General features: G+C 70.0%; 14 protein-coding genes. 10 read left to right on the forward strand and 4 right to left on the reverse strand.

Annotated elements, in window-relative coordinates; all coding sequences use genetic code 11:
* A partial coding sequence (locus ACJ8AT_RS38300; protein WP_407742937.1) for a DUF4202 family protein occupies positions 1–717 on the reverse strand: 717 nt, incomplete at its 3' end.
* Positions 718–1,048: 331 nt separating this feature from the next.
* Between ACJ8AT_RS38300 and ACJ8AT_RS38305 the strand changes: the two genes are divergently transcribed.
* The 3 genes from ACJ8AT_RS38305 (at position 1,049) to ACJ8AT_RS38315 (ending at position 4,144) form a co-directional block, all read left to right on the forward strand.
* Positions 1,049–1,576, forward strand: a complete 528-nt coding sequence (locus ACJ8AT_RS38305; protein WP_407742938.1) for a hypothetical protein — start codon at positions 1,049–1,051, stop codon at positions 1,574–1,576.
* A gap of 28 nt (positions 1,577–1,604) precedes the next feature.
* Positions 1,605–2,207 (forward strand): hypothetical protein, encoded by a 603-nt coding sequence (locus tag ACJ8AT_RS38310; protein WP_407742939.1) that lies wholly within the window; start codon positions 1,605–1,607, stop codon positions 2,205–2,207.
* A 200-nt stretch (positions 2,208–2,407) separates the two neighbouring features.
* Positions 2,408–4,144, forward strand: a complete 1,737-nt coding sequence (locus ACJ8AT_RS38315; RefSeq protein WP_407742940.1) for an ABC transporter ATP-binding protein — start codon at positions 2,408–2,410, stop codon at positions 4,142–4,144.
* Between the two features lie 14 nt (positions 4,145–4,158).
* On the opposite strand, the gene ACJ8AT_RS38320 is transcribed toward ACJ8AT_RS38315, so the two are convergent.
* The gene (locus ACJ8AT_RS38320) at positions 4,159–4,416 is read right to left on the reverse strand and encodes a hypothetical protein (RefSeq protein WP_407742941.1); all 258 of its coding nucleotides are present in this window, start codon (positions 4,414–4,416) and stop codon (positions 4,159–4,161) included.
* A gap of 202 nt (positions 4,417–4,618) precedes the next feature.
* Positions 4,619–5,284, reverse strand: a complete 666-nt coding sequence (locus ACJ8AT_RS38325) for a LuxR C-terminal-related transcriptional regulator (protein ID WP_407742942.1) — start codon at positions 5,282–5,284, stop codon at positions 4,619–4,621.
* Between the two features lie 471 nt (positions 5,285–5,755).
* On the opposite strand from ACJ8AT_RS38325, the gene ACJ8AT_RS38330 reads away from it, so the two are divergent.
* The 7 genes from ACJ8AT_RS38330 (at position 5,756) to ACJ8AT_RS38360 (ending at position 13,815) form a co-directional block, all read left to right on the forward strand.
* Entirely contained in the window at positions 5,756–6,877 is a 1,122-nt protein-coding gene (locus tag ACJ8AT_RS38330; RefSeq protein ID WP_407742943.1) for an NAD-dependent epimerase/dehydratase family protein, read from the forward strand.
* A complete protein-coding gene (locus tag ACJ8AT_RS38335) occupies positions 6,874–7,962 on the forward strand; it encodes a GDP-mannose 4,6-dehydratase (protein WP_407742944.1) in 1,089 nt (362 codons plus the stop codon). The genes ACJ8AT_RS38330 and ACJ8AT_RS38335 overlap by 4 nt, the downstream gene beginning before the upstream one ends.
* Positions 7,952–9,109 carry a glycosyltransferase family 4 protein gene (locus ACJ8AT_RS38340; RefSeq protein WP_407742945.1) on the forward strand — a complete coding sequence of 386 codons (1,158 nt, stop codon included), beginning with the start codon at positions 7,952–7,954 and terminating at the stop codon, positions 9,107–9,109. The genes ACJ8AT_RS38335 and ACJ8AT_RS38340 overlap by 11 nt, the downstream gene beginning before the upstream one ends.
* Before the next feature lie 9 nt (positions 9,110–9,118).
* Positions 9,119–10,258, forward strand: a complete 1,140-nt coding sequence (locus ACJ8AT_RS38345; protein WP_407742946.1) for a glycosyltransferase — start codon at positions 9,119–9,121, stop codon at positions 10,256–10,258.
* Complete coding sequence (locus ACJ8AT_RS38350; RefSeq protein WP_407742947.1) at positions 10,255–11,376, forward strand: glycosyltransferase; 1,122 nt, start codon at positions 10,255–10,257, stop codon at positions 11,374–11,376. Before ACJ8AT_RS38345 ends, ACJ8AT_RS38350 begins: the two co-directional genes overlap by 4 nt.
* Positions 11,376–12,458 carry a glycosyltransferase gene (locus ACJ8AT_RS38355; RefSeq protein WP_407742948.1) on the forward strand — a complete coding sequence of 361 codons (1,083 nt, stop codon included), beginning with the start codon at positions 11,376–11,378 and terminating at the stop codon, positions 12,456–12,458. The genes ACJ8AT_RS38350 and ACJ8AT_RS38355 overlap by 1 nt, the downstream gene beginning before the upstream one ends.
* A 61-nt stretch (positions 12,459–12,519) precedes the next feature.
* Complete coding sequence (locus tag ACJ8AT_RS38360) at positions 12,520–13,815, forward strand: UDP-glucose dehydrogenase family protein (protein ID WP_407742949.1); 1,296 nt, start codon at positions 12,520–12,522, stop codon at positions 13,813–13,815.
* A gap of 131 nt (positions 13,816–13,946) precedes the next feature.
* On the opposite strand, the gene ACJ8AT_RS38365 is transcribed toward ACJ8AT_RS38360, so the two are convergent.
* A complete protein-coding gene (locus ACJ8AT_RS38365; RefSeq protein WP_407742950.1) occupies positions 13,947–16,034 on the reverse strand; it encodes a chloride channel protein in 2,088 nt (695 codons plus the stop codon).
* Between the last annotated feature and the right edge of the window lie 151 nt (positions 16,035–16,185).

Below are 16,185 nucleotides of genomic sequence, written 5' to 3' on the forward strand. Positions count from 1 at the left end.
GTCCGCGTCGTTGAGCAGCGCCAGGGCCGAGTCCTCTCCAGGACGCTCGTGCCGGGTGACGAGCCAGCGCACGCGCTCGCACGTGGCCGGAGCCACGTTCAGCTCCTCCAGCAGCGTGCAGGTGAGCTCGGCGCCGAGGGCCGCGTGGGCGTCCTTGAAGATCTGATAGTTCTCCGCCTTGTGCTCGATGCGGGCGTCCGCCTCGGAGAGCAGGCGCTCCACGTCATGGAAGAGCGCCGCCACCTGCACGGCCAGGCCGGCCTCCGGCGCGAGCCGCAGCACCCACTGCCATGCGTCCAGCGCATGCCGGTAGTCCGCGCAGACCAGGGGCTTGTTCAGATCATGCAGGGCGCGGTGGCGCTCGAGGATGCGGTCGAACAGCTCGCCAGAGGACGCCGCGTTGCGCCGGCCGATGAGCCCCTGGTAGCGCGTGAGGATCTCCAGCGCCGCGCGGGCGAGCGGCTCGCCCTGAGCGCCCACCAGGTGCAGCGAGAGGCGCTCCGAGTCCGCGGCGGAGAAGACGCGAGCATCCCACGAGAAGGGATCGAAGCCGGGCTCCTGCCACTCCTCCACGTTGAGGCACAGCACCTGGGAGCCTTCGCCCGACGCGAGGGGCTGAACGGCCACGGTGGGGAACTCCGCCGCCAGCAGGGCCCAGCCCTCCCCAGCGTCGCACCCGGCGGTGTCGACCTCGGACAGCAGTAGCTGCCGCAGCATCCAGCCTCCCCATGGGGCCCACCCTGGGCCGACCACCGCGCAGAGTGGGGGCTCCCACTCGTGGCCACCACTGGAGGCTTGGACGAGGCGTCCGTGAGCTACCGCACAGGGATAGACGATGGAGCGATGTGGCGCGTTTCAGGCTCAACACCTCGTGAGACGGGAGCGTCGGTTGTCAAAGACCTGTGCCGGCGCGGGCCATGCGCGTTGCCCGGCAGGCGACCGGCAGGCTTTCACCAAGGGCGTGTGGAGCGGAGAACTTGGTGAGTTATCACTTCCACTCAGAGGCTCCCGTAACCTGGGTGCCTCCTCATGATGCTGAGGGTACTCCATGCGGCTGCGGCAAGCGGGAGCGTTGTTGTTGACCTATCTGACGGCGTGCGCGGGCACTCCCCGCGCGCTGTACCCGGAGACCGACCCGGCCGAGGCGGAGCTGGCGGCGGCGCGCTACGAATTCCACGTGCTCACTGAGGACAGTGGACGCTCCGAGCCGGTGGCGGTGAGCACCGAGGACTTCCAGCGCGCCATGAGAGTGTTGGCGCGGGAGTTCCGCCCAGCTGCGCAGCCCGCCGAGACAGCGCACTGGTTGATGGAGGGCTCGCTCCAATCGGACTTGCTGGCGGAGGCGGAGCGCGGGCGCGTGGTGCGGCTGATGCCGCTGGAGGACGGCACCCCTCTGGAGGCAGGCTCGGCGGCGGAGTTCAAGCGCAAGTACCTGGGCTGGTGTCAGCAGGATTACGGCGGAGGCGATTGCCTGGGACTTCTAGCGGACGGGCCCACTCTCACCCGGGAGGACGTGCGCACCCTGGCACTGGCGCTCTGCATGGCCGGCGGATGGCAGAGACGTTTTTCCGCCTGATCACATTTTGATTTCGAGGGCTGTGGGAATGAGCCAGGTCAATCTCGAAGACAGGGAGATCGCGAATGAGCGGCTCGAGCTGGGCTCGGGAGTCGTCTACTTTCTTGGGCCGAATCTGACGCTTCGAAATTGTACGCTGGTGCTCGGAGTCTCGGCGCGCAACCTGATCATTCCTCAAGCACGGCTCCTGGACTGCACGGTGATTATCAAGCGGGAGTTGATGAACTTCCGCTGGGAGTCGGCTCACTTGAAAGGCTGCCGGTTCAAGGGGCGGTTCACGGGCAATGACTTCGGCGAATGGTCGGATGCTCCAGGTGAGGGCAGCATTGAAGATTGCGACTTCTCCGAAGCGACTCTCCATGCGACTCGATTCCTGGGATGCGACGCCCGTACGATTCGCTTTCCCTCCTGGCCATGCTTCACCCTCTTCGATTCGGTGCGCAGAGCCCGTGAGCTGAGCGCCCTTCCCTGGCCTGGAACTGCCGGGCGGATTGAAATGCAGGGATTCGAGCGGGATCCCCCATCGACCGTGGCGCTGACCTACTCGGCTGTGGAAATCGCAAAGCGGCGCGGCACCACCCCGGAAGCCATCAAGGCCCTCATCGAGAACCTGGACGGCGTGTACTACTGAAAGCACGGGCTCTGCGGGCTGGAAGAGGAGCAGGCGTGCCATGCTTGGCTCCCTGCCCCTCACCCGTGGGAGTTGTCTCGCGCGGCGCGTGAAAGCCTGAGCCGGGAATGGCGGTTGTCCGGGCACTCATGCAGACCGCTCTGTCTTCAGGTGGCCGGCTCCGTCGCAGCCTGGGCTACCTCCGACCTTTCCGCGGCGCCGTGGCCTCCATCCTCGGGCTGGTCCTCGTAACGGGCGCGCTCAATGCGCTCGAGCCGCTCATCCTCAAGCACATCTTCGACGAGCTCGGCGCAGGCCGCCGCTGGCAGATCCTCGCGGTGGGCGCGGGCGTCCTCGTGGCCGCGGGCTTGCTGCGCGAGGGGCTCGGGGCCGTGTCCAACTGGCTCACCTGGCGCACCCGCATCGGCGTGCACTACTCGCTCATGGAGGAGACCGTGGGGCGGCTGCACCGCCTGCCGCTCAGCTTCCATCGCGAGGAGGGCGTCGGCGCCACGCTCACTCGCCTGGAGCGCGGCATCCAGGGCTTCGTCGGCATGGTCACTGACGTCGCCTTCAGCGTCATCCCCGCCGTCACCTACCTGGTCATCTCCATCTGCGTGATGCTGAAGCTGGACTGGCGGCTGGCGGTGCTGGTGCTCGCCTTCACGCCTGGCCCGGCCCTCATCACCCGCTGGGCCGCCACCCGCCAGACGGCTCGGGAGAAGACCCTGATGGACCGCTGGGTGAAGATCTACGCGCGCTTCAACGAGGTGCTCTCCGGCATCGTCACCGTGAAGAGCTGCGCCATGGAGGAGCGCGAGAAGCAGCGCTTCCTCCACGACGTGCGCGACGCCAACGGTGTGGTCGTCCATGGCGTTGGCTTCGACTCGTGGGTGGGCCTGGCGCAGAACAGCGTCATCCTCCTGGCGCGCGTGGCGGCCCTGGCCCTGGGCAGCTTCCTCGCGCTGCGCGGAGACATCACCGCGGGCACCCTGGTGGCCTTCCTCGGCTACGTGGGCGGTGTGTTCGCGCCCGTGCAGGGCCTGAGCGGCACGTACCGCACGCTGCGCACGGCCTCGGTGGCCATGGACCAGGTGTTCCACATCCTCGACACGCAGGACCACCTGGGCGACGCGCCGGACGCCGAGGAGGTGACGCACGTGCACGGCGAGGTCGAGTTCGACGACATCCACTTCGCCTACTCGCCGGACGGCGGCAAGCCGCTCCTCAATGGCATCCAGCTGCACGTTCCCCCCGGGCAGCACGTCGCCCTGGTGGGCCCGAGCGGCGCCGGCAAGAGCACGCTGATGGCGCTGCTGTGCCGCTTCTATGATCCCATCTCGGGCGCGGTGCGCATCGACGGGCGGGACATCCGTGGCCTCAAGCAGATGTCCCTGCGCCGCAACATCGGCGTGGTGCTGCAGGAGTCGCTGCTCTTCAACGAGAGCGTGCGCGCCAACATCGCCTACGGCCGGCCCCACGCCACCCAGGAGCAGATCGAAGAGGCGGCCAAGGCGGCGCACGCGCACGAGTTCATCATGCGCCTGCCGCAGGGCTACGACACGGTGGTGGGCGAGCGCGGCAGCCGGCTGTCCGTGGGCGAGCGCCAGCGCGTGGCCATTGCCCGCTCGCTGCTGAAGGACCCGCCCATCCTCATCCTGGACGAGCCCACCTCCGCGCTCGACGCGGAGTCCGAGGCGCTGGTGCAGGAGGCGCTCGGCCGGCTGATGAAGGGCCGGACCACGTTCGCCATCGCGCACCGGCTCTCCACGGTCGTGGACGCCGACCGCATCCTGGTCCTCAAGGGCGGCCACATCGTGGAAGAGGGAGACCACGCGCGGCTCATGGAGCTGGACGGCTACTACGCCTCCCTGGTTCGTCGGCAGACACGCGGCCTGCTACCCACCGGCCCGCTCATCGCCGAGCCCTCCCACCGAGAGGTGAAGGGCGCCGCCTAGCCTCGGACTCCGCGTCAGAAGTCCATGTCGCGGCTGATCCGGATGAGCGCCTGGACGATGTGGCTCATCTTCTCGGCCGAGTCGGCCAGCTCCAGCGCGGCGGAGATGTCCGTGGGATCTCCCTGCATCTCCCGGAGCTGCTCCGCCAGCCCCGCCGCGGATTGCTGGATGAGGCTCAACGGCGCTCGCATCTCGTAGGCAATGAACTCGAACGAGTCATCCCACTGCTCTTCAGGCAAAGCGAAATCGCCCGACATCATCGGCATCTGCATGGCTCTCCACCCCCCCAGCCCGGCGGCCCTCGCGGGCCCGCCGTGCATGGCTGTGTCGCGAAGCGCGCCCCGCGACGTACGACACACGCACAACGCCGCGAATCATCCGCTGGAATGGCCCGGAAGAGATTCACCCTGAAGGGCATGTCGCATCCTGTGCTACAGCCCTTCAGGCCCTCGAGGAGCGGAGCGGCTCGGCGCCTCAGGCGGAGCGGGGTGAGGCCATGGCCAGGGGCTGGGGCTGGCTGCGGTGAGGCGGGCGCAGCCCCGCGCGGCAGGCGAGCACGGCCAGCTCGGTCCGGTTCTCCGCGGTGAAGAGCGAGAGCAGGGCGGACACGTGGGCCTTCACGGCCCGCTCGGAGATGCCCAGGTGCGCGGCGATCTTCAGGTTGTCCGAGCCGGTGGAGAGGAAGCCCAGCACCTCGCGCTGCCGGGGCGTCATCGTGGACCAGAGCTGCCGCTGGCGCAGCGCCTCCGGCGAGGGCTGGATGGGCGGGGTGGGCGCCGGGTCGGCTGCGAGTGCCAGGTTCGCCACCGCGCAGAGCACCTGGGCGTTGGCGTCGGGCGTCTCCATGAAGGCATCGGCGTCTCCGTCGACCGCGCCACTCTGGAGGGCCGTTCCAATGACCACCACCGTCATGTGAGGCGCGCGGCGGCGGAACTCGCGCAGCAGCGCGAAGGGATCATCCGCGGTGTGATCCATGTCGATCAACACCAGCCGCGGAGGGCTGACCCCGAGCGCCGCCAGGAGCTCGGCGGCCGAGCGGTACTCGCTCACCCGGTGGATTCCCTGAGCGTGGAGCAGTTGAACGACTCCCTCTCGGAACAGGTTCTGGTTCGACAGGATGGCGACGTCTGGCTCGAGCACGGTGGTTCCCTTTCGTCCCCTGAGCGTTTGCAAGCCCTGTTCCTAAGTGAACACCGAGCGGAGTGAGAGCTTGCGGCACGCAAACCCTGCGTTCCACGGCGGGGCTGCCGCAAAGCCTGCGTAAGGTTTTGAGAGCCGAGCGCGCCACCCTCCCTGCCAGGGCGGGCGTGTTGCGTCCGACGCGACGGGTTGGAAACCCAAAAGCAAGTAGACCTCGGTGCAGGTGTACCAAAGCGTAAAGACCCTTGAGTTCCAAGGGGTTGCCCATTCCTTGGCGTTGCGCTCGTACTCCGGCACGAGCCGAGTCTTTGGCACTACCCACCGCATGTAGGCCTGCCTAGGTTCGGACCCGAATGCGTGGTTCGGGACGGGGCCACGGCGGCTCGGCAGGTTTCGCCGGGGCGGGTGCTCGGTCCTCCTCGGTGAGGTGGGATCGAGGCTTACACAGGTCATACCGGTGTCGGAGGCGCAATGAAGAGCAAGCTCATCCTCATTACCGGCGGCGCGGGCTTCATCGGCTCGCACCTGGCCGATCAGCTCATCGAGCAAGGGCACCGGGTCCGTGTCCTCGACTGTCTGTTGCCGCAGGTCCACGGCGAGGCGGGCCAGCGTCCGGCCTATCTGCACCCGGCGGTAGAGCTGCAGGTGGGCGACGTGAGGGAGCCGGCGGCGGTGCGCCAGGCGCTCGAGGGAGTGGACGCCGTGTACCACTTCGCGGCGGCGGTGGGCGTGGGCCAGAGCATGTACGAGATCGCCCACTACACCTCGGTGAACAACCTGGGCACGGCGGTGCTGCTGGAGGCGCTCATCCGGCGGCCGGTGCAGCGGCTGGTGGTGGCCTCCAGCATGAGCGTGTACGGCGAGGGGCTCTTCCGAGGGCCGGAGGGGCGGATCTCCACGGGCCTGGAGCGCACGCGCGAGCAGCTCCAGGCGGGCCAGTGGGAGGTGCTGGACGCGGCCGGCCACGCGCTGTCGCCGGTGCCCACGCCGGAGACGAAGCCGCCCGCGCTCTCCTCGGTGTACGCGCTGTCCAAGTATGACCAGGAGCGCCTGTGCCTCATCGCGGGCAAGGCGTACGGCATCCCCACGGTGGCGCTGCGCTTCTTCAACGTCTACGGGACGCGCCAGGCGCTCTCCAATCCGTACACGGGCGTGCTGGCCATCTTCTCCTCGCGGCTGCTCAACGGGAACGCACCGCTCATCTTCGAGGACGGGCTGCAGCAGCGGGACTTCGTCAGCGTGCATGACGTGGCGCGCGCCTGCCGGCTGGCGCTGGAGGTGCCCGAGGCGGTGGGCGGTGTGTTCAACATCGGCAGCGGCCAGCCCATCACCGTGCGAGAGGTGGCGGCGGCCATCGCCGAGGTGATGGGCAAGCCGCACATCCGGCCGGAGATCACCGGGAAGTACCGGGTGGGCGACGTGCGCCACTGCTTCGCGGACATCTCCCAGGCGCGGCGAGTGCTGGGGTACTCGCCCCAGGTGAGCTTCCACCAGGGGCTGGCGGAGCTGGCCGAGTGGCTGCGCGGCCAGGTGGCCACGGATCGAGTCGCCCAGGCGCGGGCGGAGCTCGAGGCGCGGGGGCTGACGGTATGAAGCCCTCCGAACGTCAGGTGGTCATCTTCGGTGGCGCGGGCTTCATCGGCTGCAACGTGGCCCAGAGCTACCTGTCCGAGGGGCGCAGCGTCCTGGTCTTCGACAACCTCAGCCGGCCCGGGGTGGAGAAGAACCTGCGGTGGCTCCAGGAGCAGCACGGTGACAGGCTGCAGGTGGAGCTCGGCGACGTCCAGGACGCCAAGGCGGTGCGCCGGGCGCTGCGGCACGCGAGCGAGGCGTTCCACTTCGCCGCCCAGGTGGCCGTCACCACCAGCCTGGAAGATCCGGTGCATGACTTCCAGGTGAACGCGCTCGGCACGCTGAACGTGCTGGAGGGCCTGCGCGCCATGGAGACGCCGGCGTCGCTCGTCTTCACGTCGACGAACAAGGTGTATGGCGGGCTGCGAGGCCATCGCTTCGCGGCCGAGGCCCGCCGCTACCAACCGGTGGATCCGGCCACTCGCGCCGAGGGCATCAGCGAGCAGTGCCCGCTGGACTTCGAGAGCCCGTATGGGTGCTCGAAGGGGACGGCGGACCAGTACGTGCTGGACTACGCGCGCAGCTACGGGCTGAGGACGGCGGTGTTCCGCATGAGCTGCATCTACGGGCCGAGGCAGTTCGGCACGGAGGATCAGGGCTGGGTGGCGCACTTCCTCATCCGGACCCTGAAGCGCCAGCCCATCACCCTCTACGGCGACGGAATGCAGGTGCGCGACATCCTCTTCGTGGAGGATCTGGTGCGCGCCTTCCGGCTGGCCCAGGCGCGGATGGACCAGGTCTCCGGCGAGGCCTTCAACATCGGCGGCGGCCCGTCGCGCACGGTGAGCCTGCTGGAGCTGCTCGAGCTCATCGAGGAGCTGATCGGCCATCGGCCCGAGGTGTCCTTCGAGGGCTGGAGGACCGGCGATCAGCGCTACTACGTGTCCGATACGCGGAAGTTCCAGGCCGCCACGGGCTGGGCGCCGCGCGTGGGCGTGCGCGAGGGCGTCGCGCGGCTGCTCCACTGGCTCGAGGACATGCTCGGAGAAGCGGCGCAGCGGCAGCCCGCCACCCGGCAGGAGCCCGTTGAGACCCATGCTGGATAGAGCCACACCCCAGGCCGGAGTGCGCCGGGTGCTGATGACCGCCGACACCGTCGGCGGCGTCTGGACCTACGCGCTGGAGCTCACCCGAGCCTTCGCTCCGCTCGGCGTGGAGGTGACGCTGGCCACCATGGGCGCGCCGCTGACGTCCGACCAGTGGGAGGAGGCGCACGCCCTCGAGAACCTGCGAGTCGAGGAGAGCACCTTCCAGCTCGAGTGGATGGATGAGCCGTGGGCGGACGTCCGCGCCGCGGGGGATTGGCTGCTCGGGCTGGAGGCCCGGGTCCGGCCGGAGGTGGTGCACCTGAACGGCTACTGCCACGGGGCGCTGCCGTGGACCCGCCCGACGTTGATGGTGGGCCACTCGTGTGTCCTCTCGTGGTGGAGGGCGGTGAAGGGCGAGGAGGCTCCAGAGCGCTACGCCCGCTACCGGGAAGAGGTGGCCCGGGGGCTCCATGCCGCGGGCCGCGTGGTGGCTCCGACGCGGGCGATGCTGGAGGCGCTCCGAGAGCACTACGGCCCGCTCCCGGAGGCGGAGGTCCTCTACAACGCCCGGCGCCCGGAGGACTTTCCACCGGGGGACGAGCGCGAGCCCTTCATCCTCACCGCCGGCCGGCTGTGGGACGAGGCGAAGAACGTGGCCGTGCTGGAGGCCGCGGCGCCGCGGCTCGGCTGGCCGGTGAGGGTCGCGGGCGAGAACCGGCACCCCTCGCTGGGAGAGATGACTCGCTCCCGCAGCGTGGAGCCGCTGGGCCGGCTCTCGCCTCGGGAGCTGGCGGGGTGGATGGGACGCGCAGCCATCTACGCGCTCCCTGCTCGATACGAGCCCTTTGGCCTGTCCGTGGTGGAGGCGGCGCTCGCCGGCTGCGCGCTCGTGCTGGGGGACATTCCGAGCCTGCGCGAGGTGTGGGGAGACTGCGCGACCTTCGTCCCTCCAAATGACGTGAACGCGCTGACCGAAGCGCTGGAGTCCCTGTGCCGGGAGCCTCGGCGGCGGGCATGGCTCGCGGCGTGTGCCCGGGTCCGAGCGCTTGAGTTCTCTCCGGCCCGGATGGCCGCGGGCTACCTCAGCGCCTACGCCACGCTCCTGCGAGCGCGGAAGGGGCGTTCTTCCCTCGGGGCGCCGCCCCCTCCCCAACCCACCGTGTGAGCCACCACCATGAAAGTCGTTCTCTTCTGCCATTCGCTGCTGTCGGACTGGAACCACGGAAACGCTCACTTCCTCCGGGGCATCGTCACGGAGCTGAGCGCGCAGGGCCATGATGTCCGCGTCTACGAGCCTCAAGACGCCTGGAGCATGCAGAACCTCCTGGCCGAGCCTCGCGGACAGCAGGCGCTGGACTCGGTGCGGACCGTCTACCCCGCGGTGCGTCCGCACCGGTACTCCCTGGACAGGCTGGACCTGGAGAGCACTGTCGACGGCGCGGAGCTGGTGATCGTCCACGAGTGGAGCGAGCCCGAGCTGGTGCGCCGCCTGGGCAAGCTGCGCGCGAGGGGCGGGCGCTTCCGGCTGCTCTTCCATGACACGCACCACCGCAGCGTCACCGCCCCACTGGACATGGCGCGGTACGCGCTGGAGCACTACGACGGGGTGCTCGCCTTCGGGGAGGTGATCCGCCAGCTCTACGTCGCTCGGGGCTGGGCGCGCCAGGCCTGGACCTGGCACGAGGCGGCCGACACCCGCGTCTTCCGGCCGCTGCCGGCCACGGCGCAAGAAGAGGACCTCGTCTGGATCGGCAACTGGGGGGATGAGGAGCGCACCGCGGAGCTGCACGAGTTTCTCCTGGGCCCCGTGAAGGCGCTGGGCCTGAAGGCGAAGGTCCACGGCGTTCGCTATCCGGACGCGGCGCGCGAGGCGCTGGCGCACGCGGGCATCACCTACGCGGGCTGGCTGCCCAACCACGAGGCGCCGCTGGCGTTCGCGCGCTCGAAGGTGACGGTGCACGTGCCTCGCCGGCCCTATGTCCGGGCGCTGCCGGGCATCCCCACCATCCGGCCCTTCGAGGCGCTGGCCTGCGGCATCCCCCTGGTGAGCGCGCCCTGGTGGGACGCGGAGGGACTGTTCAAGCCGGGCCGGGACTTCCTCGTCGCGAGCACGGGCCAGGAGATGACGCGCCTGCTCCGCACGCTCCTCGCGGACGATCCGATGCGCCGCGAGCTCGCCGAGGTCGGCCGGCGCACGGTGTTGGCGCGCCACACCTGCGCGCACCGCGTGAACGAGCTGCTGATCATCTGCCGCGAGCTGGGGATCGACACCCGGGCGGCCGCACCGTTGGCACAGGAAAGGGTCACCGCATGAGCAAGGGTCTCCGCATCGCCTTCTTTGGCTCCAGCCTCGTCTCCGCCTACTGGAACGGCGCGGCCACCTACTACCGAGGCGTCATCCGCGCGCTCCATGCTCGAGGCCACCACGTCACCTTCTACGAGCCGGACGCCTACGAGCGGCAGAAGCACCGGGACATCCCGGATCCGGCCTGGGCCCGCGTCGTCGTGTACTCGGCCGAGGGCACCGAGGCCGTGGAGCGCTGCCTGGAAGAGGCTCGCGGCTCGGACGTGGTGGTGAAGGCCAGCGGCGTGGGTGTCTTCGACGCGCTGCTGGAGGCCCGCGTGCTGGATCTGCAGGCGCCGGGCACCCAGGTGGTGTTCTGGGACGTGGACGCTCCGGCCACGCTGGAGCGCGTGCAGGAGAACCCGGCGGATCCGTTCCGGCCGCTCATCCCACGCTACGATCGCATCCTCACCTACGGCGGCGGAGAGCCCGTGGTGCGGGCCTACCGCGCCCTGGGCGCTCGCCAGTGCGTGCCCATCTACAACGCGCTGGATCCGTCCACCCATCACCCGGTGCCGCCCGACCCCCGCTTCGAGGCAGACCTGGCCTTCCTGGGCAACCGGCTGCCGGACCGTGAGGCGCGCGTGGAGGAGTTCTTCCTCAAGGCCGCGGAGCTGCTGCCTCAGCAGCGCCTCCTCCTGGGCGGCAGCGGGTGGGGGGACCGCGCGCTGCCGGCCAACGTGAAGTACCTGGGGCACGTCTACACGCAGGACCACAACGCGCTGAACTGCACGCCGCGCGCGGTGCTCAACATCAGCCGCGAGAGCATGGCGCGCTTTGGCTTCTCCCCGGCCACGCGCGTCTTCGAGGCGGCGGGCGCGGCGGCCTGCCTCATCACCGATGCGTGGGAGGGCCTCGAGCAGTTCCTCGAGCCCGGGCGCGAGGTGCTGGTGGCTCGCAGCGGCGCCGAGGTGGCCGGCCTGCTCAGCGAGCTGGATCCAGAGCGGGCCCGGCGCATCGGCGAGGCGGCGAAGCGGCGCGTGCTGGCGGAGCACACGTACGCGCACCGCGCCCTGCAGGTGGAGGCGGTGCTGGGCTTCACGGCGGCTTGGAAGGCGTCCCCGGTGGCGCAGGAACAGGTGGCGTGATGGCTGGCGCACGGCTGAACATCGTCATCCTGGGGCTGTCCATCACCTCCTCGTGGGGCAACGGGCACGCCACCACGTACCGAGGGCTGGTGCGCGAGCTGGCCCGCCGCGGGCACAACGTGCTCTTCCTGGAGCGGGACGTGCCCTGGTACGCCTCCAACCGCGACATGCCTCGGCCGCCGTACGGGCGCACGGAGCTGTACTCGAGTCTGGAGGATCTGCGCGCGCGCTTCGAGGAGGATGTGCGCAAGGCGCACATCGTGATCGTCGGCTCCTACGTCCCGCAGGGCGTGGAGGTGGGCCAGTGGGTGCAGCGCACGACGCTCGGCCTGCCGGCCTTCTATGACATCGACACGCCGGTGACGCTGGCCAAGCTGTCCCGGGGAGACCACGAATACCTCTCCCCGGACCTCATCCCGGGCTACCGGCTCTACCTCTCCTTCACGGGTGGACCGCTGCTGCGGCGCCTCGAGCGGGAGCTGGGCTCGCCCACGGCCCGGGCGCTGTACTGCAGCGTGGATCCGGAGCTGTACACGCCTCGGCGGTGCGAGCCGCGCTGGGACCTGGGCTACCTGGGCACCTATAGCGACGATCGCCAGCCCACCCTGGATCGGCTCATGCTCAGCGCCGCGCGCGAGTGGCGGGCCGGACGCTTCGTCGTCGCCGGTCCTCAGTACCCGGCCTCGGTGCGGTGGCCCGCCAACGTGGAGCGGGTGGAGCACCTGGCCCCTCCCGAGCACGCGGCCTTCTACAACAGCCAGCGCTTCACGCTGAACGTCACCCGGGCGGACATGATCCAGGCGGGGTACTCGCCCAGCGTGCGTCTCTTCGAGGCGGCGGCGTGTGGGGTTCCCATCATCAGCGACTCCTGGAACGGGCTCGATACGCTCTTCACGCCGGGCGAGGAGATCCTCCTGGCGCACTCGGCCGCCGACACGCTCGGCTTCCTCCGGGAGTTGTCCGAGCAGGATCGCCGGGCCATCGGGGAGCGCGCCCGGGCCCGCGTGCTCGCCGAGCACACCGCGGCTCACCGGGCGGAGGAGCTGGAGGCCCATGCCCTGGACGCGGTCGCGGGGCGCTAGCCGCTCCGGGCGGACAGGACTTCTGCACCACGTAGCGCCGAGCGAAAGGAGCTCACACGCCATGAAGATCGCGGTCGTCGGGACGGGGTATGTGGGGCTGGTGGCAGGTACCTGCCTCGCCGAGTCGGGCAATGACGTCACCTGCGTGGACGTGGACGAGCAGAAGATCCGCGCGCTCCAGTCGGGCGTGGTGCCCATCTACGAGCCGGGCCTGGAGGAGCTGCTCCACCGCAACATGAAGGCGCGCCGGCTGCACTTCACCACGCGCATGGAGGAGGCGGCCGGCACGGCGCAGGTGGTGTTCATCGCCGTGGGCACGCCTCAGGGCGAGAGCGGGGACGCGGATCTGCAGTACGTGCTGGCCGCCGCGGAGCAGATCGGCCGGGCCCTGCGCCAGTACACGGTGGTGGTGGACAAGAGCACCGTGCCGGTGGGCACCGCGGACAACGTCCGAGAGACGATCTCCCAGGTGGCGAAGGTGGAGTTCGACGTGGTCTCCAACCCCGAGTTCCTCAAGGAGGGCGCGGCGCTGGAGGACTTCCTCAAGCCGGACCGGGTGGTCATCGGCACGGACTCGGAGCGGGCGCGCCGCATCATGGGCCAGCTCTATGCCCCCTTCGTGCGCACGGAGAACCCCATCCTCTACATGGACACGCGCTCGGCGGAGATGACCAAGTACGCGGCCAACGCGATGCTGGCCACGCGAATCTCCTTCATGAATGACATCGCCGCGCTCTGCGAGAAGGTGGGCGCGGACGTGGAGTTCGTGCGCAAGGGCATGGGCGCGGACCGGCGCATCGGCTATCCGTTCCTGCACCCGGGCATCGGCTACGGCGGCTCGTGCTTCCCCAAGGACGTGAAGGCGCTGGTGGCCACCGGCCGCGAGCACGGGCTGGAGCTGGACATCCTCCACGCGGTGGAGCGCACCAACGCCCGGCAGAAGCGCTGTCTGCTGACGAAGGCGCTGCGGCACTTCGGGGAGCTGGCGGACAAGACGTTCGCGGTGTGGGGCCTGGCCTTCAAGCCGAAGACGGACGACATGCGCGAGGCCCCCTCGGTGGAGCTCATCGAGGGGCTGCTGGGCAAGGGCGCGAAGGTGCAGTGCCACGACCCGGTGGCGGCGAAGGTGGCGCAGCGCTACTTCGGCAACCGGGTGCTGTACGCGCCCTCGAACTACGCGGCGGCGGAGGGCGCGGACGCGCTCTTCCTGGTGACGGAGTGGAGCGAGTTCCGCCGCCCAGACTTCAAGCGGCTCAAGAGCCTGATGAAGTCCCCCGTCGTCTTCGACGGCCGCAACGTCTTCGATCCCGCCCAGATGCGCGAGGAGGGCTTTACCTACTTCGGCGTCGGCCGCTGAGCCCGCCTGCGGACTCACCGCGCTGGGGCGATGCGGGCACCTCCGAGGAGGAGCGCGGCTACCCTCGCGAGGGCGGCCAGCCCGTGGCGCCCACGCCGCGCAAGTAGCGCCAGGCCCAGCGTGCGTGGCCCTCACCCCACCAGCGTCGTCTCGGTGGGGGCCACGACCGGCTCGCCTTGGGCGTGCTGGTGTGCGTGGTGGGCGTAGAGCAACCGCCGGATCGCCGCCCGGGTGATGAGGCCGCAGGTGTTGCTCCCCGGGGCGCCGGACACCGGCAGCGCGTCCACGTCCTCGTGATCCATCGCGTGGAGCGCCTGGGTGAGATCGCTCGTGGGTGAGAGTATGGGCAGCTTGCGCGCGAGATCGCTCGCCACGAGCATCATGTGCAGGGCCTGGTCCCGCCACACCTCGCGCAGCTGCTCCACCTGGACGATGCCGTACACCGCCCCGTCCGCGTCCAGCACAGGCAGCGTGCCGCCCTCGGTGGAGAGCAGCTGGTCCATCAGCGGCTGCAGGTGCAGGTTCGCGGGCACGGGCGTCATCTCCAGCATCAGCGCGCGGACCGAGGTGCTGGCCAGCAGGTCCGCGTCGGTCTGCACCTTGGGCGCCTTGCGCTCGGTGAGGTAGTGGCAGAGCGCCGAGGCGATGCTGCACGTCACCATGAGCGGCAGGATGAGGGCGTGGTTCCCGCTCAGCTCGTACACCATCATCATCCCCGTGAGCGGGCCGCGCGTGAGCGCCGCCACGCAGCCGCCCATGCCCACGATGGCGTAGGCCCCGCTCGGGGCCGTGCTCAGGGGGAAGAGCAGGTGGATCAGCGAGCCGAAGGCTCCCCCCGCCATGCAGCCGATCAGCACCGCCGGGAAGAAGGTGCCGCCCGAGCCTCCGCTGCCAATCGTCAGTGCGGTCCCCACCAGCTTCAGGAGGCACGCGGTGGCCAGGAAGAGCAGGCCCAGCTTGCCCACCGCGGCCAGCGGGAGGAAGTCGATGCCCGAGCCCCACACCGAGGGGTTGATGAAGATGAGCAGGCTCGTGCACAGCCCGCCCAGCGCGGCGCGCAGGGGCAGCGGGCGCTTGCCGAGCCACGGCGACAGCTTGCCTCCACCCTGGCCCGCGAAGAAGTGCTCCACCCCGTGCAGCAGCCGCACGAAGGCGAACGCGAGCAGACCGCACAACAGCCCCAGCACCACGTAGAGCAGCACCTCCCAGCCACTGATGAGGGAGTAGTTGAGCCGGGGCAGGATGGGCTCCATCCCCAGCACGCCCTGGCTCACCAGCGTGCCCGCCACGCTCGCGAGGATGATGGGGGAGAAGACGCGCAGCTCGAACTCGCGGAGGATGATCTCCATCGCGAACACCGCGCCGGCGATGGGCGAGTTGAACGACGCGGAGATGCCCGCGCCCGCGCCGCACGCCATCAGGATGGACAGCTCTCTCCGGGTGAAGCCCAGCGTCCGGCCCACCGTGGAGGCGAACGAGGCGCCGCCGTAGACGATGGGGCCCTCGCGGCCCGCCGAGCCTCCGCTGCCAATGGTGATGGCGGAGGCCACCAGCTTGAGCAGGCCTCGGTCCGCGGGGAGCTCCTCGCCACCACGCTTCACCGCGCGCACCACCTCGGGCACGCCGTGGCCGTGCGTCTCCGGGTGTTTGCGCAGCAGGGAGCCCACGGCGTAGCCGCCCAGCATGGGCGCCAGCATCATCATCCACCAGGGCAGCGCCTCCAGCGTGCCGGGCAGGCCGCGCGGGTGCGCGAACATCGTGTTCACGGCCGCCAGCGCCACCAGCGGGTAGTAGAGCGCGAGCCCTCCCACCACCAACAGGGACAGCAGCCGCAGCCGCGCCTTCACCTGATCGCGCGGGCCTCCCGGGGTGATGATGCGCGAGAGCCCCAGCGCCCCGAACGCCAGCGGCGCCGCGATGATGGCGTACTCCCCGTGCCAGTTCGCCGAGGCGAGCGCCTCCCACAGGGACTTGAGCTGGGCCACGGGGTGCAGCCGGATCAGCTCCGCCGTGGCGGTGGTGATGCCGCGCACCAGGTAGATGAGGTTGGCGAAGATGCCCGCGGCCAGTCCGCTGTAGAGGCCCACCACGGCCCCGGCCACGGGCAGCACCGACGGGCCTGGCAGGCGCAGGCGGTTGGAGGCCTGCAGCCCCGCCGAGAGCAGACGACGCGCCGCGGCGCGCAGCCGGGCACGGGTTGACGGGGGCTCGCCATTCATTGGAGTCCATACTAAAGCGCTCCTGGTGTGGGCGTTCAAGGACGGACTCGGGGCGGACTCGAGCCCCAGGTCCACAGGCGGCCGTGCTAGTGAACGGGGGCCCCGGAGCGGCGTTCACCAAGACACACGGCGGGGCTCCGGGCCGCCGTGA

Origin of the sequence: Hyalangium sp., from assembly GCF_045802625.1 — a bacterium.
Taxonomy (GTDB): Bacteria; Myxococcota; Myxococcia; order Myxococcales; family Myxococcaceae; genus Hyalangium.

What these genes read in the sequence shown, in the direction of transcription:
- ACJ8AT_RS38340 (WP_407742945.1), top strand. Translation starts at nt 7,952, where the DNA reads ATGCTGGATAGAGCCACACCCCAGGCCGGAGTGCGCCGGGTGCTGATG.
- ACJ8AT_RS38330 (WP_407742943.1), top strand. Translation starts at nt 5,756, where the DNA reads ATGAAGAGCAAGCTCATCCTCATTACCGGCGGCGCGGGCTTCATCGGC.
- ACJ8AT_RS38310 (WP_407742939.1), top strand. Translation starts at nt 1,605, where the DNA reads ATGAGCCAGGTCAATCTCGAAGACAGGGAGATCGCGAATGAGCGGCTC.
- ACJ8AT_RS38355 (WP_407742948.1), top strand. Translation starts at nt 11,376, where the DNA reads ATGGCTGGCGCACGGCTGAACATCGTCATCCTGGGGCTGTCCATCACC.
- ACJ8AT_RS38345 (WP_407742946.1), top strand. Translation starts at nt 9,119, where the DNA reads ATGAAAGTCGTTCTCTTCTGCCATTCGCTGCTGTCGGACTGGAACCAC.
- ACJ8AT_RS38335 (WP_407742944.1), top strand. Translation starts at nt 6,874, where the DNA reads ATGAAGCCCTCCGAACGTCAGGTGGTCATCTTCGGTGGCGCGGGCTTC.
- ACJ8AT_RS38360 (WP_407742949.1), top strand. Translation starts at nt 12,520, where the DNA reads ATGAAGATCGCGGTCGTCGGGACGGGGTATGTGGGGCTGGTGGCAGGT.
- ACJ8AT_RS38305 (WP_407742938.1), top strand. Translation starts at nt 1,049, where the DNA reads ATGCGGCTGCGGCAAGCGGGAGCGTTGTTGTTGACCTATCTGACGGCG.
- ACJ8AT_RS38350 (WP_407742947.1), top strand. Translation starts at nt 10,255, where the DNA reads ATGAGCAAGGGTCTCCGCATCGCCTTCTTTGGCTCCAGCCTCGTCTCC.
- ACJ8AT_RS38320 (WP_407742941.1), bottom strand. Translation starts at nt 4,416, where the DNA reads ATGCAGATGCCGATGATGTCGGGCGATTTCGCTTTGCCTGAAGAGCAG.
- ACJ8AT_RS38365 (WP_407742950.1), bottom strand. Translation starts at nt 16,034, where the DNA reads ATGAATGGCGAGCCCCCGTCAACCCGTGCCCGGCTGCGCGCCGCGGCG.